Source organism: Rhizobium sp. 42MFCr.1, from assembly GCF_000377185.1.
Classification (GTDB): Bacteria; Pseudomonadota; Alphaproteobacteria; order Rhizobiales; family Rhizobiaceae; genus Rhizobium; species Rhizobium altiplani.
This window is the reverse complement of the sequence record NZ_KB897820.1, coordinates 121,840-141,321: the sequence shown is the minus strand read 5'-3', so window position 1 is coordinate 141,321 and position 19,482 is coordinate 121,840. Positions and strand designations below refer to the sequence as shown.

Annotated in this window: 20 protein-coding genes; 12 read left to right on the top strand and 8 right to left on the bottom strand. The window is 59.7% G+C overall.

Annotated features, from left to right (window positions below; genetic code table 11):
* Nucleotides 1-4: 4 nt before the first annotated feature.
* A complete protein-coding gene (locus tag C934_RS0104645; RefSeq protein WP_018855536.1) occupies nucleotides 5-1,282 on the bottom strand; it encodes an ABC transporter substrate-binding protein in 1,278 nt (425 codons plus the stop codon).
* An 86-nt stretch (nucleotides 1,283-1,368) separates the two neighbouring features.
* On the opposite strand from C934_RS0104645, the gene C934_RS0104640 reads away from it, so the two are divergent.
* Nucleotides 1,369-2,277 carry a helix-turn-helix domain-containing protein gene (locus C934_RS0104640; protein ID WP_018855535.1) on the top strand — a complete coding sequence of 303 codons (909 nt, stop codon included), beginning with the start codon at nucleotides 1,369-1,371 and terminating at the stop codon, nucleotides 2,275-2,277.
* A 9-nt stretch (nucleotides 2,278-2,286) separates the two neighbouring features.
* Here the strand turns inward: C934_RS0104640 and C934_RS0104635 are convergent, their stop codons facing one another.
* Nucleotides 2,287-3,195 carry a LysR family transcriptional regulator gene (locus tag C934_RS0104635; RefSeq protein ID WP_018855534.1) on the bottom strand — a complete coding sequence of 303 codons (909 nt, stop codon included), beginning with the start codon at nucleotides 3,193-3,195 and terminating at the stop codon, nucleotides 2,287-2,289.
* Nucleotides 3,196-3,312: 117 nt separating this feature from the next.
* On the opposite strand from C934_RS0104635, the gene C934_RS0104630 reads away from it, so the two are divergent.
* The 4 genes from C934_RS0104630 (at nucleotide 3,313) to C934_RS0104615 (ending at nucleotide 7,630) form a co-directional block, all read left to right on the top strand.
* A complete protein-coding gene (locus tag C934_RS0104630) occupies nucleotides 3,313-5,148 on the top strand; it encodes an IlvD/Edd family dehydratase (RefSeq protein ID WP_026371556.1) in 1,836 nt (611 codons plus the stop codon).
* A 250-nt stretch (nucleotides 5,149-5,398) separates the two neighbouring features.
* The gene (locus C934_RS0104625; protein ID WP_018855532.1) at nucleotides 5,399-6,559 is read left to right on the top strand and encodes a fumarylacetoacetate hydrolase family protein; all 1,161 of its coding nucleotides are present in this window, start codon (nucleotides 5,399-5,401) and stop codon (nucleotides 6,557-6,559) included.
* 121 nt (nucleotides 6,560-6,680) lie between these two features.
* Nucleotides 6,681-6,959 carry a hypothetical protein gene (locus C934_RS0104620; RefSeq protein ID WP_018855531.1) on the top strand — a complete coding sequence of 93 codons (279 nt, stop codon included), beginning with the start codon at nucleotides 6,681-6,683 and terminating at the stop codon, nucleotides 6,957-6,959.
* A gap of 224 nt (nucleotides 6,960-7,183) precedes the next feature.
* A complete protein-coding gene (locus C934_RS0104615; protein ID WP_037089275.1) occupies nucleotides 7,184-7,630 on the top strand; it encodes a helix-turn-helix domain-containing protein in 447 nt (148 codons plus the stop codon).
* A gap of 87 nt (nucleotides 7,631-7,717) precedes the next feature.
* Here C934_RS0104615 and pepT read toward each other — a convergent pair whose 3' ends face one another.
* Complete coding sequence (gene pepT / locus C934_RS0104610; RefSeq protein WP_018855529.1) at nucleotides 7,718-8,950, bottom strand: peptidase T; 1,233 nt, start codon at nucleotides 8,948-8,950, stop codon at nucleotides 7,718-7,720.
* 220 nt (nucleotides 8,951-9,170) lie between these two features.
* On the opposite strand from pepT, the gene C934_RS0104605 reads away from it, so the two are divergent.
* Nucleotides 9,171-9,422, top strand: a complete 252-nt coding sequence (locus tag C934_RS0104605; RefSeq protein ID WP_018855528.1) for a YMGG-like glycine zipper-containing protein — start codon at nucleotides 9,171-9,173, stop codon at nucleotides 9,420-9,422.
* A gap of 57 nt (nucleotides 9,423-9,479) precedes the next feature.
* Here the strand turns inward: C934_RS0104605 and C934_RS0104600 are convergent, their stop codons facing one another.
* The 4 genes from C934_RS0104600 to C934_RS0104585 are packed head-to-tail and all read right to left on the bottom strand — an operon-like array spanning nucleotide 9,480 to nucleotide 13,532.
* Nucleotides 9,480-10,322 (bottom strand): ABC transporter permease, encoded by an 843-nt coding sequence (locus C934_RS0104600; protein ID WP_018855527.1) that lies wholly within the window; start codon nucleotides 10,320-10,322, stop codon nucleotides 9,480-9,482.
* A 2-nt stretch (nucleotides 10,323-10,324) separates the two neighbouring features.
* A complete protein-coding gene (locus tag C934_RS0104595) occupies nucleotides 10,325-11,203 on the bottom strand; it encodes an ABC transporter permease (protein WP_018855526.1) in 879 nt (292 codons plus the stop codon).
* Nucleotides 11,200-12,300, bottom strand: coding sequence for an ABC transporter ATP-binding protein (locus C934_RS0104590; RefSeq protein ID WP_037089274.1), 1,101 nt, complete (start codon nucleotides 12,298-12,300; stop codon nucleotides 11,200-11,202). Before C934_RS0104590 ends, C934_RS0104595 begins: the two co-directional genes overlap by 4 nt.
* A gap of 56 nt (nucleotides 12,301-12,356) precedes the next feature.
* Nucleotides 12,357-13,532, bottom strand: a complete 1,176-nt coding sequence (locus C934_RS0104585; protein ID WP_018855524.1) for an extracellular solute-binding protein — start codon at nucleotides 13,530-13,532, stop codon at nucleotides 12,357-12,359.
* A 208-nt stretch (nucleotides 13,533-13,740) separates the two neighbouring features.
* Between C934_RS0104585 and C934_RS0104580 the strand changes: the two genes are divergently transcribed.
* The 3 genes from C934_RS0104580 (at nucleotide 13,741) to C934_RS0104570 (ending at nucleotide 16,135) form a co-directional block, all read left to right on the top strand.
* A complete protein-coding gene (locus C934_RS0104580) occupies nucleotides 13,741-14,463 on the top strand; it encodes a GntR family transcriptional regulator (protein ID WP_018855523.1) in 723 nt (240 codons plus the stop codon).
* A gap of 44 nt (nucleotides 14,464-14,507) precedes the next feature.
* A complete protein-coding gene (uxuA, locus tag C934_RS0104575) occupies nucleotides 14,508-15,695 on the top strand; it encodes a mannonate dehydratase (protein WP_018855522.1) in 1,188 nt (395 codons plus the stop codon).
* 140 nt (nucleotides 15,696-15,835) lie between these two features.
* Nucleotides 15,836-16,135 (top strand): hypothetical protein, encoded by a 300-nt coding sequence (locus tag C934_RS0104570; protein ID WP_018855521.1) that lies wholly within the window; start codon nucleotides 15,836-15,838, stop codon nucleotides 16,133-16,135.
* A gap of 159 nt (nucleotides 16,136-16,294) precedes the next feature.
* Here C934_RS0104570 and C934_RS0104565 read toward each other — a convergent pair whose 3' ends face one another.
* Nucleotides 16,295-16,492 carry a hypothetical protein gene (locus C934_RS0104565; protein ID WP_018855520.1) on the bottom strand — a complete coding sequence of 66 codons (198 nt, stop codon included), beginning with the start codon at nucleotides 16,490-16,492 and terminating at the stop codon, nucleotides 16,295-16,297.
* A gap of 464 nt (nucleotides 16,493-16,956) precedes the next feature.
* Here C934_RS0104565 and C934_RS0104560 point away from each other — a divergent pair, with 464 nt between their 5' ends.
* Genes C934_RS0104560 through C934_RS0104550 form a run of 3 tightly spaced genes read left to right on the top strand, consistent with a single transcriptional unit; the run spans nucleotide 16,957 to nucleotide 19,481 of the window.
* A complete protein-coding gene (locus C934_RS0104560; RefSeq protein WP_018855519.1) occupies nucleotides 16,957-17,400 on the top strand; it encodes a helix-turn-helix domain-containing protein in 444 nt (147 codons plus the stop codon).
* Between the two features lie 3 nt (nucleotides 17,401-17,403).
* Nucleotides 17,404-19,239 carry a peptide antibiotic resistance protein gene (locus tag C934_RS0104555; RefSeq protein ID WP_018855518.1) on the top strand — a complete coding sequence of 612 codons (1,836 nt, stop codon included), beginning with the start codon at nucleotides 17,404-17,406 and terminating at the stop codon, nucleotides 19,237-19,239.
* Between the two features lie 20 nt (nucleotides 19,240-19,259).
* The gene (locus C934_RS0104550) at nucleotides 19,260-19,481 is read left to right on the top strand and encodes a hypothetical protein (protein WP_018855517.1); all 222 of its coding nucleotides are present in this window, start codon (nucleotides 19,260-19,262) and stop codon (nucleotides 19,479-19,481) included.
* The last annotated feature ends 1 nt before the right edge of the window (nucleotide 19,482 follow it).

Here is a 19,482-nt window from a genome sequence, read left to right as displayed (position 1 = left end):
TTACTCATTTCGCAAGGGGAAGACCGGTCGCCGTCGCGATCTGTTTTGCGGCGTCGTCAAGCGCGGCCTTCGCATCAGGATAGCCGCCGGCGAAGTACTTGGTCTGCGCTGCCCTGTAGATCGAGTCCGCATCCGTCTGGAACGGCGTCCCGCGGCTTGGAACGATCTTCGGCAGGGTCGAAAGGATATCGGCCCATACCTTCTGGTCGTGCCAGTAGGCCTGTGGTTCGTTGACGAAGGGATCCTGGACTGCGGTCAACAGCGACGGGACGAGACCAAAGGATTTCAGCATCGTCACCTGGCCCTCATTGGTGCCAAGTGCGTAGTTGATGTAGGTCCAGGCTGCTTCCTTGTTCTGGGAATTGGCAGCGATCGCAAGCGACGAGCCGCCGAGATTCGCAGCATGCGGGCCATCGGGCGTCAGGCTTGGCATCATGTAGACGCCCCACTTGCCGGAAAGGTCGGGCGAGCCGGAGCGAATGGTGCCTTCATACCAGCCGCCATACATTTGGCTTGCTACCTTGCCAGCGGTATTGGCCTGGATCTTCTCGTCCCAGATGGCTGCCGTCAGCGTTCCGGCGTCCTTCATCTGCTTGACTTTTTCGAGTGTCGCAACGCAGGCCGGCTGATTGATGGTAATCGTCTGGCCGTCCGTCGAGAAATAGCCGCAGCCCTGCTCGTTGGAAATCATGCGGAACCATTCGCTGTCGCCGTTGAAGTCGGCTTGCGCCATGACGACGCCCGGATTGGCCGCGGAGATCTTCTTACCAGCCGCAATGAAATCGTCCCAGGACTTGATCGTCGACGGATCAACGCCGGCCTTTTCATAGAAATCCCGGCGATAGAAAACGGCGACCGGACCGGAATCCCACGGCATGGCGTAGGCGACATCACCGACTTCGAGCTCCGTGCGCTTGAAATCCGGGAATTTCGCCTGGATTTCGGGAGTGTAGCCCAACTCTTTCAGATTGGCGAAGCAGTCAGGGAAGCGGCTCCAGAAGATTTCAGCCTCGAAGTTTTCCACGCTGACGATGTCGGGCAGTCCTTCGCCACCGGCGGCGCAGGCGGCCAGCATCTTGTCGAAGACCTGCTGGTTGCCAAGATCCTCGACCGTGACCTTGATGTCAGGATGCTGCTTGTTGAAGCCTTCGAGCGTGGACTTCAGCGCCGATGCGGCGATGTTCCAGCTCCAGATGGTCAGATTGCCCGACTGCTGTGCGAAAGCAGAACCGGAAGCAAGAAGTGCGACTGCAGCGGTCGCACCGATGAGTTTGAAGCGCATTGAAAATCCTCCCTTTTCAATTGCCGTCCCTTAGCGAACGCGGCTAGACTATCTACAAGGGAGCCGCTGTCTCCTAAAAAGGGAACATGGACTTGGCGGAAAGTAAGATCGTAAGGCGGGCAGTCTATCAACCGGGAGCGAGCAGCATCGAGGGTTTGCCGACGGCCCTTCAGATGTTTCACAACCATCCACCAGTGATGCTCATGCCTCATTGGCATGTGCAGGTCGAAGTGAATTATATCATGCAGGGTAGCGTGCACTACCGCATGAACGGCCAGAAAATCTCGATGAAGGCGGGCGATATGTGCCTGTTTTGGGGTGGGCAACCGCACCAGATGGACGATTGCTCCGAGGACGCGATCTACGCCGGCGGCCACCTGCCACTGGTCTATTTCTTCCGTATGCGCCTGCCGATCAACATCTCCAGCCGACTGATGAAGGGTGAGATCCTGTTCACCTCGGCAACTGATGCGGCCGACCTCGAGAACTTTCCGCGCTGGGTGCGCTATACCAAATCCGGCGATCCCGCCAAGGCGCAGCACGCTGTCGACGAGATGCTGTTGCGGGTGGAGCGAATCGCACTCGAACCCTATTCAATGATCCCGACCCTCGGGCCGACGGATGCCGACGATATCGAGCAATGCTACCCGCAATCGTCGCGAAGCGTGGCGCGTATGTGCGACTTCATCGCCGTCAACTTCCTGCAGGAAATCGATTCGGTCGATATCGCTCGCGCCGCCGATCTTCATCCGAAATATGCGATGAACCTGTTCAAGAAGACGACAGGCATGACGCTCAGCAAATATGTCAATCTGCTGCGTCTGTCACGGGCACAGGCAATGCTGATGAACGATGAGGCGAACGTCTTGCAGGTCGCGATGGACAGCGGCTTCGGGTCGATCAGCGCCTTCAACAAGTCGTTCCGCCATATCGCCGGGATGTCGCCTTCCGATTTTCGTCGCGATGCGCGCATGGTCACGCAGTATGCGCCCTAGTCCATGGCCTCACAGATTTCGTGTCGTGGCAAACACATTGTAGACAAGCTCGGCGGAGGCCGACAGGTCACGTTCCTTGAGCTTGATGAGGCCGAAACCCGGAACGGAAATGTCTCCCTCGATCTGCAGCGCCTTGACGAGACCATGCCTCTCGAGGAGCGCGGCGACAGGCTCGGCGAAGATGCCGAGCCGCTGGCTCTGCAGGATCAACAGCATGGTCAGGAGCGCATCGGAGGTCGAAACGACGCTGGCCGGTACGATGCCATGGCGTCGGATGAAATCATCAATGACCTGCCTGAGGAAGGAGCCATGCGGCTGCAGCACCCAGCTCTGGTGCCGGAGGTCGTCCTCGGTGACGACAGGCTTTGCCGAGAGCGGATGATCCACCGCCACGATGACGCGCAGCGTCTCCTGGCCAACAGGCAGATAATCAAACCAGAGTGGGTTCATGCCGCTCGGAATTCGGCAAACGGCAAAGTCGAGCCTCCTGCTCAGCACGTCCTCGAGCAGCACGTCGCTGCTTCCTACAGCGATGCTGATGTCGATTGTCGGATGGGTCTGGAAGATGCGTTTCAGCGCGGGGGCGACATAGTCGGCGGCTGGCGTCATGATCGTGCCGAACGCGACACTGCCGCCCTGCCCGGCTGCAGCGACCACCATTTCGTATTCGGCGCGCTGCGCCTCGGAGATCAACATCTTGGCGTGGCGAACGATCACCTCTCCTTGAGGGGTGGGGATAAGTCCACGGTTGTGTCGCTCGAAGAGCTGGTGTCCGGACATTTGCTCCAACTCGTTCAATGTCCTCGACAGTGCCGGCTGCGAGACGCCGAACATCTCTGCAACGACACCGAGCTTTCCGTGCTCGCTGAGCGCCACGAGCATCTTCAGGTGGCGTAGCCTGAAACCATCCAATCCCATGCTTGCCTCACTTGATATAAGGGATTTGCATATCAAAATGCGAAAGACTGATTATACATTCCTGTATCGATCAGCTAAGTGCATGACAACAACGGCGTCAAAGCAAGGAAATTCATCGTGGTTGAGAAAACACCTTCCCCGAATCAGAACGCAGTTCAAGAGCAGGACGGATCGCGCCAGCTTCGCTCGAAGGCCTGGTTCGACAATCTCGCAAATCCCGACATGACCGCGCTCTACCTCGAGCGCTACATGAACTTCGGTCTCAGCCAGGAAGAGCTGCAGTCGGGTCGTCCGATCATCGGTATCGCCCAGACGGGCTCTGACTTGTCGCCGTGCAATCGTCACCACATCGAACTCGCCAAGCGCGTTCGCGAAGGCATCCGTGACGCTGGCGGTATCGCCATCGAGTTCCCGGTCCACCCGATCCAGGAAACCGGCAAGCGCCCGACGGCGGGCCTCGATCGCAACCTTTCCTATCTCGGTCTCGTCGAGGTTCTCTACGGCTACCCGCTTGACGGCGTCGTTCTGACCATCGGCTGCGACAAGACGACGCCGGCCTGTCTGATGGCCGCGGCAACCGTCAATATTCCCGCGATCGCGCTGTCGGTCGGCCCGATGTTGAACGGCTGGTTCCGCGGCGAACGCACCGGCTCGGGCACGATTGTCTGGAAGGCACGCGAAATGATGGCGCGTGGCGAAATCGACTATCAGGGCTTCGTCAAGCTCGTCGCATCCTCCGCGCCGTCGACCGGATATTGCAACACGATGGGCACGGCAACCACGATGAACTCGCTTGCCGAAGCACTCGGCATGCAGTTGCCGGGCGGCGCTGCCATTCCGGCCCCCTATCGTGACCGCCAGGAAGTTTCCTATGAAACCGGCCTGCGGATCGTCGAAATGGTTCGGGAAGATCTGAAGCCCTCCGACATTCTGACCAAGGAAGCCTTCATCAACGCGATCAAGGTCAACTCCGCGATCGGCGGCTCCACCAATGCTCCGATCCATCTCAACGCACTTGCCCGCCACATCGGCGTCGAGCTCACGGTCGACGATTGGCAGACCTACGGCGAGGAAATCCCGCTGCTCGTCAACCTGCAGCCGGCTGGCGAATATCTCGGCGAGGACTACTATCACGCCGGCGGCGTTCCCGCTGTCATGGGCGAACTGATCAAGCATAACCTTCTCAACACCGGCGCAATGACCGTCAACGGCAAGACTGTTGGCGAGAATTACACCACGGCGACGATCGAAGACGACAAGGTGATTCGCCCGTTCGAGCGTCCGCTTAAGGAGCGCGCCGGGTTCCGCGTCCTGCGCGGCAACCTCTTCTCGTCGGCAATCATGAAGACGAGCGTGATCTCGCCCGAGTTCCGTCAGCGTTATCTCTCCAACCCGAATGATCCGGAAGCCTTTGTTGGCCGCGCTGTCGTCTTTGACGGACCGGAAGATTACCATCACCGCATCGACGATCCGTCACTGGCGATCGACGCTTCGACGGTCCTCTTCATGCGCGGCGCCGGCCCGATCGGCTATCCGGGTGCGGCCGAAGTCGTCAACATGCGCGCTCCGGACTACCTCCTGAAGCAGGGGATCAGTTCCCTGCCCTGCATCGGCGATGGCCGCCAGTCCGGGACGTCCGGATCGCCCTCCATCCTCAACGCTTCGCCAGAAGCGGCAGCAGGCGGTGGGCTTGCGCTCCTCAAGACCGGCGACCAGGTTCGTATCGATCTCAAGAAGGGGAGCGCCAACATCCTCATCAGCGACGAGGAGCTCGCCGAACGCCGCAAGGCGCTCGAGGCAGCCGGGGGCTATGTCTATCCGGAAAGCCAGACGCCCTGGCAGGAAATGCAGCGTGCCTGCGTTGGTCAGATGGAAACCGGTGCCGTGCTCGAGCCTGCCGTCAAGTATCAGCGTATCGCTCAGACGAAGGGCATTCCGCGCGATAACCACTAAGTCGTCGGCGCGCGGGCGAGAGCGCGTGGCGCCGAAGACGGTCTGATCGAGTACAATGGGCGCGACGCTGTCTCCGGCATCGCGTCCTTTCGCGTTTCGTCCAATTGCGTTTCCGGAGGTCGAGAATCCTTGGTTTTGACCTTGTCGTCAGGCATCGATTGTGATCGATTTCCGCGGCCGCTGGGTTGGAGGGCGGCCGGTTCGTTTTTCATTTTGAGCGCGTCCATCGCTCGCGTGACGGAACATGACGATGTCTTATAATCTTCTGGACTCTGCTGCCGCCGGTGGCTTGTTTGTAGGTCGTGCCTGGAACCCTGTTGTCCAAGGGCCGAGCGTCGTGGTGGTTCGGGATGGCCAAGTGGTCGATATCACCTCCAAGGCCGTGCCGACGCTGAGCGCACTTCTGGAGCAGGCCGACGCCGCAGCAGTTGCCCGTAATGCACAAGGCCCTGTGCTCGGCACGCTGGAGGAGATCGCTGCCTCGGGCATCGGCACACCCGACCTGTCGCGCGTCCATCTGCTTGCCCCGGCTGACCTTCAGGCTATCAAGGCCTGCGGCGTGACGTTTGCCCAGTCGATGATCGAGCGGGTCATCGAGGAGAAGGCCGCTGGAAACCCGGATCGTGCAGCGGCCATCCGGGAGCGGGTCAGCACGCTCATCGGCGGTAGCCTCAACAACCTGAAGGCCGGGTCGCCGGAAGCTGCCAAGGTCAAGCAGGCGTTGATCGAGGAAGGCATGTGGTCACAATATCTCGAGGTCGGCATCGGGCCCGACGCCGAGGTGTTCACCAAGTCGCCGGTGCTTTCTTCTGTCGGCTGGGGTGCCGATGTTGGTCTGCATCCGATCTCGACCTGGAACAATCCCGAGCCCGAGATCGTGCTTGCCGTGAATAGTCGCGGGGACATCAAGGGTGCAACGCTTGGCAACGACGTCAATCTGCGCGACGTCGAGGGCCGCTCGGCGCTTCTGCTCGGCAAGGCGAAGGATAACAATGCTTCCTGCTCGATCGGCCCGTTCATCCGTCTGTTCGACGAGACCTTTGGCCTCGATGACGTGCGCAGCGCAGAGCTCGACCTCAAGGTTACCGGGACAGACGGTTTCGTCCTGCACGGCAAGAGCTCGATGTCGAAGATCAGCCGCGACCCGACTGACCTCGTCAAGCAGACCTGCGGCGCCCATCATCAGTATCCGGACGGCTTCATGCTGTTTCTGGGAACGCTGTTTGCCCCAACGCAGGATCGCGACGCGCCGAATCAGGGCTTCACCCACAAGGTTGGCGACGTCGTCGAAATCTCTTCGGCGGGTCTCGGCTCGCTCGTCAACACGGTGAGGCTTTCGACCGAGTGCCCGCCCTGGAGCTTCGGGATTACGGCCCTGATGGCAAGCCTTGCAAGGCGCGATCTGCTGTAGGTTTTGAAGATGTGGTGCGGCAGGCGCCGCTGAAATCTTGCGCCGGACGGGCAGGCTACCTGTTCCGGCGCAACTGATCACATATATGCTTCTGAAACAGGGCCGAAGCGTTGAGGATGCCATGAAGAAGAGAGCTCTTGTACTGGTTGGAGCATTCCTTCTTGCTGCATGCACGGCTGCGAAGGATTTTTCATCGCCCGGCCTCGAGCCGATCCCCGGCAGTGTCACTTATGGCGGTCAGCCACGCACCAAGCTGACGAAATCCCCGCCCGGATCGACCTTCCCCCACAACTTCATAGACCAGTGGGGTCGACAAGTGGATGAAACCTACATGATACAGCCCGACAGGTCGTTGAAGATCGTCCACAGGGAGTTCCGGCCAATTCGCTTCAACCGGTAAGCAATGTTGACACGGGGCTTTAGCGAAGGCCGTAGCCTGGCGGTCGTTGTGAGCGAGCGCTTGCCGCATGCTCAGGCTGGAGTCACATTCTTGTCAGATGATATTACCCAACTAGGAAGAACTACCAATTGAATTTGGCCCATGCCTAATACACATTTATGGGAGTGCTATACCGGAGATCGAGCGATGATCGCCACGCCGGCCCGGTCATGGAAACGCGTATGATGAATGCAAAGACACCAAATGCCATCGATACCTATGTCGGTTCTCGCGTGAGGATGCGCAGGCAACTCCTAGGTCTCAGTCAGGAAAGGCTAGCCGACCAGATCGGTGTTACGTTCCAGCAGGTGCAGAAATACGAGAAGGGTCTGAATCGGATCGGTGCCAGCCGGCTGCAACGGATCGCCGAGGTCCTGAGTACGTCGCCGAGTTTCTTCTTCCAACAGAACGAATCCGTGCCACTGAGCCTGGTTGAGACGAATGTCGCGGCTGACCCCGTCGCCGAATTCCTGCATTCGAAGGAGGGGCTCGCACTTAACCGCGCGTTCCTAAAGATCACCGATACGCAGCTGCGCGAAAAAATCGTCGCCCTGGTCAAGGCCATGGCGCAGGCGCAGGAAGGGCGTGACGTATCAGGTGAGCGAGGAAAACACGGCGAAACCTTCGCCTGAGCAAATCAGGCTCAGGTGATGTAGGGCCGGTCGGCAAGATGCAATTCCGCCTGTCATCCCCGTGCGTTGTTCGGGCGGTCGGGCAACTCATGCTCGCTCTTCCCAAACCCTTGCAAGCTCAACCAGAGTGGCGACGGCCCTTTCCATGTCCTGCCTGCTGATCCATTCGCGTGGCGAGTGGAAGGCGTGCCCGCCTGCAAATATGTTCGGACACGGCAGTCCCATGAAGGAGAGACGCGAACCGTCCGTTCCCCCTCGAATACTGCCGCGAACCGGCGACATTCCGGCACGGCGGATCGCTTCGATTGCGTTTTCGACAATCTGCGGGTGGCGATCGAGAACCACCTTCATGTTGCGATACTGCTGCTTGACGGCGAAGGTGTAAGACGAGCCCGGATAGTCCTTCATCACCTCCCGCACGATTGCTTCGAGACGCTTCTCCTTGTCGACGAGGCCGCTTTCTTCGAAGTCCCGGACAATGAGGCTGATAGCCGCCTTTTCCATCGATCCGCTCAGACCGGTCGGATGGATGAAGCCTTCCCGTCCGTCGGTCGTTTCCGGTGCGATATTCCTGGGCAACCGATCAATGATCGCACCGGCGATCTTGATGGCGTTCTCCATTCTTCCCTTCGCAAAGCCTGGATGGATGGCGACGCCCTCGATGGCAATGTCCACACCGTCGGCCGAGAACGTCTCGTCTTCTATGTGTCCAGCTGTCTCCCCATCCATCGTATAGGCAAACTGCGCAGCAAGCTTGGTCAGGTCGACCTTGTCGACGCCGCGACCGATCTCCTCATCGGGCGTGAAAAGCAGCTTGATCGTTCCGTGCCTGATGTCGGGATTGTCCATCAGGATTTGCGCCGCCGTCATGATTTCGGCGATGCCGGCCTTGTCGTCGGCACCGAGCAGCGTCGTCCCGTCGGTTGTAACGATATCGTTGCCGATCTGGTCATTGAGCGCAGGATTTTCAGTAACGCGAATGACCTGCTTCTGGTCGCCGGAAAGCTTGATATCGCCGCCGCCATAGTTGTGCAGGACTTTTGGCCTCACATTCGTTCCCGTGAAATCTGGTGCCGTGTCCATGTGCGAGCAGAAGCAAATGACCGGGACTGCCTTGTCGGTATTCGACGGAATGGTCGCATAGACATAGCCGTGCTCGTCGAGGTGAGCATCGGATACGCCAATCTCCAGCAACTCGTCCACGAGCAATCGACCGAGGTCCTTCTGCTTGGCTGTCGACGGCTGTGTTGGTGATCCCGCATCCGATTGAGTGTCAATAACGACGTAGCGGAGGAAACGATCGAGGACAGTGTCGGTCATGGCGGCTCCGGTTTGTGTTTGGCGTCGCACGGGTATAGCCTTCAAGGACAGGTCTTGAATAGTGGCCTTCGACGCCCATGTTCGACCGCAGGTTGGCGAAAGACCGGGGTCCTGCCGTCCAGCGAATGCCAGTGTCAGACCTAAGTCCGATGGAACCTTGAGACGTCCGACTTAGTTCCTACGCCGTAACGCAAAAAATCTATTATGGTTGGAGTGGAAGATGAGAAAAATTATCCTGGTTGGTGCATTTATGGGCGCGTTGGCCTCGTGCACCGCGACCGAGAAGGGAACGGCGATCGGCGCCGGTTCGGGAGCCATCATCGGCGGTGCAGTCAGCAATAGCTGGGAAGGTGCGGCCATTGGTGCCGTGGCCGGCGGCGTGGCGGGTGCCCTGATCGGGCGCTCCACCGAACATCGCGGCTACTGTGTCTATCGTGACCGGTATGGCCGCAGGTATGAGGCGCGCTGCTAGGCGCATGCCCGATGACCGCCTCCTCCTCAAGAGGCGGTCATTTCCATCATGTCCTCGCTAGTGGGCACTTTGTTGTTTTGCCCGCGCGACGATCTGCGTCGGGTTGACGAACTGCAGCGCGAGAACCAGCCAGAACAATGTCGTGACCATGTAGACCACCGCCATCGCATCGATGGACTGGCCTGCCCGGACGCCTGACGCGAAGACGGCATAGTAGAGGGAAACGACGAGTGTCTGGGTCGTGGGACCGGCAATCAGGAAGGTGAGCTCGAACATCGCGATGGTTCGAACCAGAACCAAAAGCAAGGCAGCCAGCATTCCCGGCAGGAGCAGCGGTAGCAAGATCCGCAGAAAGAGGCTCGTCGTTCCTGCACCGAACACGCGGGCTGCCGCTTCGATACGCGGGTCGATCTGCTCGATGAAGGGGATCATCACCAGGACCACAAAGGGCAGCGAAGGCACGATGTTGATCAGCACGACACCCCAGAATGTGCCGCCGAGACCGAGCCGATAGAGGACGGTTGCGAGCGGAATACCGTAGGTCAGCGGCGGGATCAGCAACGGCAACAGGAACAGCAGGACGACAAGGCCCTTTCCGGGAAAGTTACGCCGCGCAAGCGCGTAGGCGGTCGTGACGCCCAGAATTCCGGAAATGATGACGACGGTGAAGACGATCTCGAAGGTGACGAGAACGACACTGGAAAGCTGAAATTCCTTCCAGGCACTGAAGTACCAGCGTGTCGTCCAGCCGGCTGGCAGCCATGTGCCAAGCCAGCGCGTCGCAAACGAATTGACAATGACGGCTGCGATGACGGCAAGCAGGTTTAGGACAAAGAGGATGGCTAGCGCCCAAATGGCGAAACGCCAGATCTTCGAGGTGAGGCCCTGATCTCGGATCATGATTAGCCTTTCGTGCCGCCGGCGGGGCCGCGGTAGAAGAGTGAGCGTATGGCGAGAACCGCCAGCACGACAGCGAGCTCCACGGCACCCATGATGAGCGCGATCGCCGAACCGAGCGAATGATCATATTGCTCGAAGGCGGCCTGATAGGCGGCAATGGAGATGACACGCGTCGGCCCTGCCGGCGCACCCAGAAGCACGGCGGAGGGAAAGACAGCAAAGGCCTGGACGAAGGCAAGGCAAAAGGTGACGGCTAGGCCCGGAACCAGAAGCGGCAGGAAGACGCGGAAGAAGCGCTGCCGTGGCCCTGCGCCCAATGTTGCGGCTGCCTGTTCAATCGCGGGATCGATACCGGTGACGTAGGACAACGTGAGCAGGAAGGCAAACGGAAAGCCGGTGATCAGCAGCGAGGCAAAGACGCCCCAGTAATTGTTCGTCAGCTTCACAGGGGTGTCGAGGATGCCGAGCAGCAGGAGCGTATGATTGAACCAGCCGCGCGGTCCGAGAAAGGTCAGCAATCCGTCGGCCACGAAGACCGTGCCAAGGGTGATTGGCAAGACGAGAATGGTCGTCAGCAAGCGCTGTCGGCGCATCAGGCGCACACGCAGGGCAACCGGCACCGCGAATGCGAGGTTAATTATGGTTACCGGCAGGGCCAGCCACATGGTCGCAGCGATCGTTTGGTACTGGAACGGATCGCTGAAGAATTTCGTGTAGTTGGCATACCAGGCGCCCTCTTTCGGCATGAGTGAATCGGCCAGGCCATAGAGGAAGGGGTAGACGAACAGCGCGATCATGAAGATCAGGCCTGGCAGAAGCAGCAGCGTCGTGCCGTCAAGCCCACGAGCGGCAAGTCGAGTTTGCAGCGAGGGCTGGTTCATCCCGCCGCCCCCGAAAAGACCAGGGCCCGACCGGCAACCGGCTGCAGCCTCGTCGATGCGCCGCGGCCCAGCGGCTCGTCCGCCCGGAAATAGAGTTCCGAACCGTCGCCTGCCCGCGCCATGCCGAAAAATGCGCGTCCGCGATACTCCATGCTGCTGACGGTGGCGGCGATCCCCTCGCCGTTGGACGCGACAAGATCTTCCGGACGGACAGACAGGATGGCTGCATCACCTGCCTTGAGGGGCGCACGCATCGTGCCGACGAGGCGAGCGCCGGCGACCTCGATCTCAGCCTCATCGCCGGACACGCGCGTAATGCGGCCCGGAACACGGGTTCTGAAGCCCATGAAGTCGGCGACATCAACGTTGACCGGCCGCTGGTAGAGATCCTGGGGCGAACCGATCTGCTCGATATGACCCTGGCTCATGACCACGATACGGTCGGCAAGCGACAGTGCCTCGTCCTGGTCATGCGTGACATAGATGGTGGTGGACCCGATCTGGTCGTGGATACCGCGAATTTCGGCGCGCATCTCAAGCCGGAGCTTTGCATCGAGATTGGATAGCGGCTCGTCCATCAGGACGATTGGCGGGCGAATGACAATGGCGCGGGCGATTGCGACGCGCTGCTGCTGCCCGCCAGAGAGCTGGCCCGGCAATTTGTCGGCTTGGCTTTCGAGGCGAACCAGGGCCAAGGCATCGCGAACGCGCTGGTCGGCCTCTGGACCCTTTATGCCCTGCATGGCAAGCCCGAAGCCGACGTTCTTTCGGACAGTCATGTGTGGAAAAAGGGCGTAGCTCTGAAAAACCATCCCAAAACCGCGGCGCTCCGGTTCGAGCTGGTCTATGCGCGTGCCACCAAGGCGGATTTCGCCACCGGTCAGTGCAAGCAAGCCGGCAATGCAGTTCAGCGCGGTCGACTTGCCGCAGCCGGATGGACCAAGCAGCGCCACGAACTCGCCGGGCTCGATCGCAAGATCGATGCCATTCAAGGCGTTGAACGCCCCGAAGGCGCGACGCATTCCGTCGAGTTCCAGGCGCGCGTTCTTGCGCGTCGATGCTGCGGCATTCGATACCGAGGTCAAACCAATCTCCATCTGCAGAATGAGGTGGCCGGCCCGGGACAAAATCCCGGCCGGCTGATGTTCTTCGATCAGCCCTTCTTGGCGCCGATCTTCTCGTCCCAAATGCGGAAGGCTTCGACCAACTGTTTCGGCTCCAGCGGAACCTCCAGGGGATTGTTGGCAATCCAGTCGGCATATTCCGGCCGGCCGAATTCCTTGAGGGTGTCCTGGCTTTCCTGCGGCGCCATGTCAATTGTGACGTCCTTGACGGCCGGACCCGGATAGAAGTAGCCGGCGTCGTAGGCGATTGCCTGCTGCTTGGGCTGCAGGACGTAGTTGAGGACGTCGATCAGCACGCCGATCTTCTCGTCGGACACGCCCTTCGGGATCACTGCGTAGTGGGCGTCGGTGACCCAATGGAAGCCATCGAGCTTCTGCACCTTCGCTTCAGCCGGAACGATGCCGAGCGCGCGGGGATTAATGTCCCAGCCGGTCGTCGAGACGACGATGTCGCGGGTCCCCTCGCCAAGCTCCTTCATCACCTGGCCAGTGCCGGTCGGATAGTATTCGATGTGTTCGCCGAGTGCTGCGAGATAGTCCCACGTCTTTGACCAGCCCTTGGCGGGATCACGCGGGTCGCTGTCGCCGAGCAGATAGGGCAAGCCCATGAGGAAGGTGCGGCCGGGGCCGGAATTGGCAGGGCGAGCGTAGATAAAGCGGTTCTTGTTGGCCTTCGCCCAGTCAAGCAGCTCCTGCGCCGACTTCGGCGGCGTGGGCACCTTGTCCGGCATATATTCGATGAGGGGACCGGATGGGTAATAGGTGACGACGACGCCCTGATCCTTGGCAAGGGCCTGCATCTTGAAGGCCTGCGGCTGCAGGATTTGCTCGAGGTTGGGAAGCTCGGACTTGTGCGCTCCGAGATCGATCCAAAGTCCCTGGTCGAGGCCGGCCGAAAGTGCATCCGTGCCTGTCAGAACGAGATCGATATCGACCTTGCCGGCTGCCTGCTGCGCCTTGATCTTGCCAGGGAGTTCCGGCGCCGGTGCCTTTGTGAAGGCGAAGCTGGAGACCCATTCCGGCTTCTCCGCGGCATAGGCCTCGAACATGCCCTGCGTGAGCGCGAGGTTGCCGGCGACATCCGCGATCGTGATGGTGACTGGACTTGCCGGTTTCTTGGCCTGTGCAAAGACCTTCAACGGCAGCATGCTCGCGACGGCCGCGCCTGCGGCGGTGCCGACAAATGTTCTGCGGGTGACTTTCATATTGTTTCTCCTCCTCTTGTTGCCGGGCACCGCAAAACGTGGTGCTGCGCGTCCCCGAACCGATCGTTGCAGGGATCGGCACCTTCTCTTAGATGCGTGAACATCTGAAATGATTGCCGAAAACACCATTCCTCCAGGTGCAGCTTGGCAGTCGCGATAAATTGATATACTAGTATTCATGAACGAGTCAATGTCAGGGCCGCACGTAATGCAGGCATCAGTTGTTTCCATTCCCGCGACCTTGCCTTCCGGGGCCGAGAGGCCGGCGAAGCTTCGTCGCGTGACGACCGCAGATGCCATTTACAACACGCTGTACGCCGACATTCTTGCTCTGCGTATGCGACCTGGAATGCAACTGCAGGAAAAGCGCATTGCCGAAGAGTTCAACGTCAGCCGCACCCCTGTGCGTGAGGCGCTGCTTCGACTGTCGGAAGGCGGGCTTGTCGATATCTATCCGCAATCGGGCACCGTTGTGTCGCGCGTGCCCGTCGCGGCCATCCCGGAGGCAGTCGTCGTTCGCAAGTCGCTTGAGGGTACCACGGTGGAACGTGCGGCTGAGATCGCGACAGCTGCCGATATCAGTCGCCTGGATGGCATCATCTCACGACAGAGATCACTGGCCGCACTCGGCGACCCCTCGGCCTTTCACGAAGAGGATGAGGCGTTCCACGAGGCGATTGCCAGCATTGCTGGATATCCCGGGATCTGGACGATCCTCAAGACGGTCAAGGTGCAGATCGACAGGGCGCGTCGGCTGACGCTGCCCGTTCTTGGCCGCATGGACAATGTCGTGCACGAACACGAACTTATTCGCGATGCGATTGCGGCCCATGATCTTCAAGCAGCGCGCGCGGCAATGATGCATCACCTCAGCGCCGTCATACCCGATGTCGCCGAGCTTCGAACGCAGTATCCAGATTACTTCTGCTGAGCCGATCAGCGGACAACGACAAGACGATCCCAAGGAGGAAGTGCATGCGCCAGGGTTGGAGATGGTTTGGGCCTGAGGCTCCGGTGACACTTGATGAGGTGCGCCAGACCGGAGCGACGAATATTGTTTCGTCCCTGCATCAGGTTCCGATCGGGCGCGCGTGGACTGAGGCTGAAGTGCGTGAGCGGCAGGCGATGATCGAAACCACGCCGGCTGGGCGCTCGAGCCTGACATGGTCCGTCGTGGAGAGCATCCCCATTCCCGATGCGGTCAAGCGCAATGGCGGGCGGGCAAAGGCGGAAATCGAGGCCTGGATTGCCAGCCTGGAAGCTGTTGCCGCCTGCGGTATTCCAATTGTTTGCTATAACTTCATGCCCGTCGTCGACTGGACGCGCACCGAACTCGACCATGTGATCGATACCGGCGCCACCGCCATGCGTTTCGATCACGAGAAGTTTGCTGCCTTCGATCTGTTTGTACTACAGCGCGCAGGCGCCGAGGAGCAATACAGCGCCGAGGATGCGGCGCGGGCGCGCGAAGTGTTCGACACGATGAGCGAAAACGAAATTGCGGAGATCACCCGGATCATCACATCTGCCCTGCCCGGCTCTACGACCGAGCCATTGACGATCCCACAGTTCCGCGAAAAGCTCGCCGCCTATGCTGGGATCGATGCCCCCAGGCTGCGCCAGCACCTCATTGAATTCCTTCAAGCGGTGACACCGGCTGCCGAGGCGCGTGGCGTGAAGCTGACGCTGCACCCCGACGATCCGCCGCGCTCGCTGTTTGGCCTGCCGCGTATTGCATCTACCGCGGATGACTATGCAGCACTCTTCGATGCCGTGCCCTCCAAGGCAAATGGCATGTGCTATTGCACCGGCAGCCTCGGTGTTCGTGCAGACAACGACCTGGCCGCAATTGCGCGGCGCTTTGCCGCCCGGATCCATTTCGCGCATCTGCGGGCAACCAGGCGCGAGGGCGACGGCCGTACCTTCCATGAGAGCGCCCATCTGGAGGGTGACGTTGATATGGTCGCGGTCCTGAAGGAGCTTGTTGCGGAGGACCGGCGGCGTCAGGCAGACGAAACGATCGTTTTCCGTTCCGACCATGGTCATCGCATGCTCGACGATCTCAACAAGAACGTGACACCAGGCTACCCGGCAATCGGGCGTCTGCGCGGTCTGGCGGAGCTCCGCGGCATTCTCCATGCGCTGGGGGCGGCACCGTCGTGACGGTGGCCGCATCGCATTGTCGATCTTTTAAGCGCTTGTTGCGGGGGTGAAACGGCTGATCGTCCCGCACGCCGCATCTCCCGCATCGGGAACAAACTTCGGCAAGGCTCATTTCTCTTCTTGCAGAGAGGAGAAACGACATGACGTACGACCCCAATGATCCCAACCGCAATCCCGACACAGATCACGATCTGCGCACGCCACCGGTGCGTCGCAGCTCGAGTGCCTGGATAGGATGGGTTGCCGCGATCGCTGTGATCCTCGTTGCGGCGTTTGCTATCACGGAATGGTTCGGCCGGCCGGGTACCGACATGAACCCGACGGCTTCGACGACTGAAACTCAGCCGGTGAAGCCGCCGGTAGCGCCCGCCGCGCCGTCAAGCGAGCCGGCAACGCCAGCCCCGGCCAATCCTTCGACCGGCGGCACGACACCGCAATAACCATGAGCGGAATCGGGAGCCTTGCCGTTCCTCGGAGGCTCCCGTTTTCTGATCGCACTCTGGTCGGTTTCAGCCGGCCCCGGCTCTCCTGGCCACGGCCTGGCTAGCGACGATAGGGCGTGTTGTCCGGCTCCCCGGAGCCGGGTGTCCCACGCTCCATCAGTGTGTCGCTGCGCGCTTTCTGGAGGCGGCAAGGATGTAGTCGTCGGCAATATCGGCGATTGCCATTGCGATTTCGGTCGACGAAAAGCCGTCGAGTTTGTCGCCCTGGATGATCAGATAGACGGCTTGCTCGATCTTCTCCCTGCAGGCGGAAAGCCTGTCGGCGTGACTGATTACTATAGGACGTAGTTCCATTGCCCTCTCCGGTCGTTCTTGATCTGTGTTGAATGCTGACATTGGTTAAGCGGTGCACCTGTTGACAACAGAGACGCTGTCGAAGACGCCCACCCATCGCTCAGTTCAGCGAAATGGCTTTGCCACCAATCATCTCCGCTGGAGCGATCGGCGATCGAAGCTTCAACTTAACCGTGCCTCGACCATAGTCGCAAAAGTTCAAAGCGGCTCGTGAAATCGACGTGACACGACCATAAATTGAATCGCCAAAAATATGTACCGCCCAGGGTCAATGTTGTGCTGCATCAATACTGTTGCTTGACCGCTTTGACCTTGGTCGCATTTGCGCGCCAGGGATAAATTCGCAACGGCCCTGGAAAAATTTGGGCGATCAGCAATTAGCTTCTTGAAATAATTTACTCCCGGTTGTATTTTTTCAGAGTTCGAAGATAATGCCAGTCTGACACGAGGAAACGGTGGGCGCCATGAAGGCCAAGACTCCAAACGCCATTGATGCCTATGTGGGCGAGCGTGTCAGGTTGAGGCGGAAGCTACTTGGCATGAGCCAGGTTAGCCTTTCAGAATCGCTTGGGATTACGTTTCAACAGCTCCAGAAATACGAAAAAGGTGTCAATCGCATAGGTGCGAGCCGGCTGCAGCGGATTGCAGAGGTCCTTGGCGTGCCTATTGGCTTCTTTTTCGATGAAGAGGGGGCGCATACGGCTGGTCTGCAGTTGAGCGCTGAGACCGATGAAGTTGCGCATTTCATCGCCTCGAAGGAGGGGTTGGCGCTAACGCGCGCCTTTATCGCGATCGAAGATCCGAACATTCGTCGAAAGCTGTTGGCGCTTGCAAGGAGCCTTGGCTCCGCGCAATCGGTCACGGACTCGCATGAGGGCTGGGAACGCGCGGACGAAACACGAGGATAGGCGGTGCTGCACCTCCAGACATTTGGCGAACTGCGGCTGACAGATGAAGCGGGCAATGCAGTCGGCTATCCCGCCAAGGCACTGTTGACGATGGCGTATCTCTTCACGTGCAAGGGTCATGCGCTCACACGCCAAGAGGTGGCTTCGTTTCTGTGGTCGGATGCCGAAGCCGATCAGGCCGGGCTCAATCTGCGAAAGCTGATTTCCCGTATTCGACAAATCGATGACAGCCTTGCCGCACCACTTCGGATCACCTCGGCCTCCGTCGAACTGCGGGCGGAACTCCTGACCGTTGATATTGGAATACTCGATGAGGCAAAATCGCCGATGGACAGGCTGAAAGCGAGTAGCGATCTGCTTCAGCGTGAATTCGTCGGCAATGTTCGCTCAGCCAGCAAAGCGGTCGACAACTGGATCGCGCGGGAGCAGCGAAGCCATAGGGCCAAGTTGCGCCAGACGCTCCTCGATGCGGGCTCGGCTGCTCAGTGTGCCGAGGATTATCGCGTTGTGTCGGGCGCTGCTCTACAGCTCCTGGAACAGGACCCGTCCGATGAGCAGATCCGGGCGATCCTCCGCGGGCTGCCGGGAGTAGCCGACCCGGACGTACTGCCTCGGGGCGAACGCCAAGCGAGAAGCTATTTCGTGTCAGCGGAGGCGCAGAATGCGACCACTCGTGAGGCGGAGCTTCGGGCCACTTCGAGCCTGCCGCGGCTGGTTCTGCTTCCGCCAACTTCCCAGGGTAACGTCGTTGGTCTGTCGCTTGCCGCAGCGCTGATCGAAGATGTCACGATCGAGCTATGCGGCCTCCGAAACATTTCCATCGTTGCGCCTCACACTGCGGAGCAAATCCGTCGCGACTCTGACAAGGCAGCCATGATTGCCCGCCACTCGATCTCCTATCTTCTCGATACAAGATTTTCGGGCGAAGGCCTCTATGCGCAACTGGTCTATTTCCCGACGGACGAAATCATCTGGGCCGTGCGATTTCCCATGACCGCGGCAACGCTGCCAACCCAGCGGCGGCTCATGGCCCAGCACTTGTCATTAGCCGTCGTGGATGAACTTGCCAGGAACGAGGAAGCCCGGCTTAGCCTGGAGGCGAACCCGCAGGCATACCACTCCTACCTTGTCGGCGCGAGCCTGATGGGCAAGCTGACCTTGCCGCACATTCGCAGGGCGAGAGCGGCCTTCAAGGAGGCGTTGAAATATAACAAGGATTTTTCACCAGCGTTTACCGGCCTGGCGCGGACTTACACCAGCGAATGGCTGGTGACGGCACAGGGTAACGAGGAGCTCTTGGGCCTTGCTGAACAGAGTGCGTTGAAGGCCATCGAGCGGGACGAAGCTTTCGCCGGCGGCTATCGCGAACTCGGCGTGACAAAACTCTATCTCGGCGACGTCGATCAGAGCGTGGCGGCGCTCAGCCACGCGGAAGAATTGAGCCCTCATTTCGCGGACGTGATCTACAGCCACGCCGACACACTTGTTCATGCCTCGCGTCCCAAGGAGGCATTGGCCAAGATCGAAAAGGCGATCTCGCTCAATCCCATTTCGCCTGACAGCTATCTTTGGTGTGCCGCAGGCGCGAGCTACTTCCTCGAGCGCTACAACGACGCCATTGCCTATGTGGAAGCCATGAAGGACAAGGAGCCGGCTTACCGCATTGCTGCTGCGAGTTGTGCAATGATTGGCGATCGCAGGCGGGCCCAGTTTTATCGGCAGCGTGCGCAAGCGCTGAACCCGGTCTTCGACCTGGAAAAATGGCTTTCTGTCATTCCGTTCAAGGAACAATGGCAGAAGGATCTCTACAGAGAAGGGCTTTTGAAAGCTGGATTTTGACACCAACGAAAGGAAACGTCATGTCAAGGGCAGTAGTATTCGGCATTGCAGGGGATGCGAAACTTTGGATTGCCGACCTCGATGCGGGGACCGTCAAGCCACTCGATGGGGCAACCGGTGATCTGGCCAAGGTCGCGGATCTGCGCAAGTCAGGTGCCTCCGTCGTCAAGCAGGTGGATTTCGCAATTGCGGTTTCTTCGGCGAAAGCGGCGTTCTCCGGTCACGTCGAGCCGAACCCCTGAC

Bases quoted from the DNA above. Each gene is read 5' to 3' on its own strand.
- C934_RS0104645 (WP_018855536.1), bottom strand. From the start codon at position 1,282: ATGCGCTTCAAACTCATCGGTGCGACCGCTGCAGTCGCACTTCTTGCT.
- C934_RS0104640 (WP_018855535.1), top strand. From the start codon at position 1,369: ATGGACTTGGCGGAAAGTAAGATCGTAAGGCGGGCAGTCTATCAACCG.
- C934_RS0104635 (WP_018855534.1), bottom strand. From the start codon at position 3,195: ATGGGATTGGATGGTTTCAGGCTACGCCACCTGAAGATGCTCGTGGCG.
- C934_RS0104625 (WP_018855532.1), top strand. From the start codon at position 5,399: ATGTCTTATAATCTTCTGGACTCTGCTGCCGCCGGTGGCTTGTTTGTA.
- C934_RS0104620 (WP_018855531.1), top strand. From the start codon at position 6,681: ATGAAGAAGAGAGCTCTTGTACTGGTTGGAGCATTCCTTCTTGCTGCA.
- C934_RS0104615 (WP_037089275.1), top strand. From the start codon at position 7,184: ATGAATGCAAAGACACCAAATGCCATCGATACCTATGTCGGTTCTCGC.
- pepT (WP_018855529.1), bottom strand. From the start codon at position 8,950: ATGACCGACACTGTCCTCGATCGTTTCCTCCGCTACGTCGTTATTGAC.
- C934_RS0104605 (WP_018855528.1), top strand. From the start codon at position 9,171: ATGAGAAAAATTATCCTGGTTGGTGCATTTATGGGCGCGTTGGCCTCG.
- C934_RS0104600 (WP_018855527.1), bottom strand. From the start codon at position 10,322: ATGATCCGAGATCAGGGCCTCACCTCGAAGATCTGGCGTTTCGCCATT.
- C934_RS0104595 (WP_018855526.1), bottom strand. From the start codon at position 11,203: ATGAACCAGCCCTCGCTGCAAACTCGACTTGCCGCTCGTGGGCTTGAC.
- C934_RS0104590 (WP_037089274.1), bottom strand. From the start codon at position 12,300: ATGGAGATTGGTTTGACCTCGGTATCGAATGCCGCAGCATCGACGCGC.
- C934_RS0104585 (WP_018855524.1), bottom strand. From the start codon at position 13,532: ATGAAAGTCACCCGCAGAACATTTGTCGGCACCGCCGCAGGCGCGGCC.
- C934_RS0104580 (WP_018855523.1), top strand. From the start codon at position 13,741: ATGCAGGCATCAGTTGTTTCCATTCCCGCGACCTTGCCTTCCGGGGCC.
- uxuA (WP_018855522.1), top strand. From the start codon at position 14,508: ATGCGCCAGGGTTGGAGATGGTTTGGGCCTGAGGCTCCGGTGACACTT.
- C934_RS0104570 (WP_018855521.1), top strand. From the start codon at position 15,836: ATGACGTACGACCCCAATGATCCCAACCGCAATCCCGACACAGATCAC.
- C934_RS0104565 (WP_018855520.1), bottom strand. From the start codon at position 16,492: ATGGAACTACGTCCTATAGTAATCAGTCACGCCGACAGGCTTTCCGCC.
- C934_RS0104560 (WP_018855519.1), top strand. From the start codon at position 16,957: ATGAAGGCCAAGACTCCAAACGCCATTGATGCCTATGTGGGCGAGCGT.
- C934_RS0104550 (WP_018855517.1), top strand. From the start codon at position 19,260: ATGTCAAGGGCAGTAGTATTCGGCATTGCAGGGGATGCGAAACTTTGG.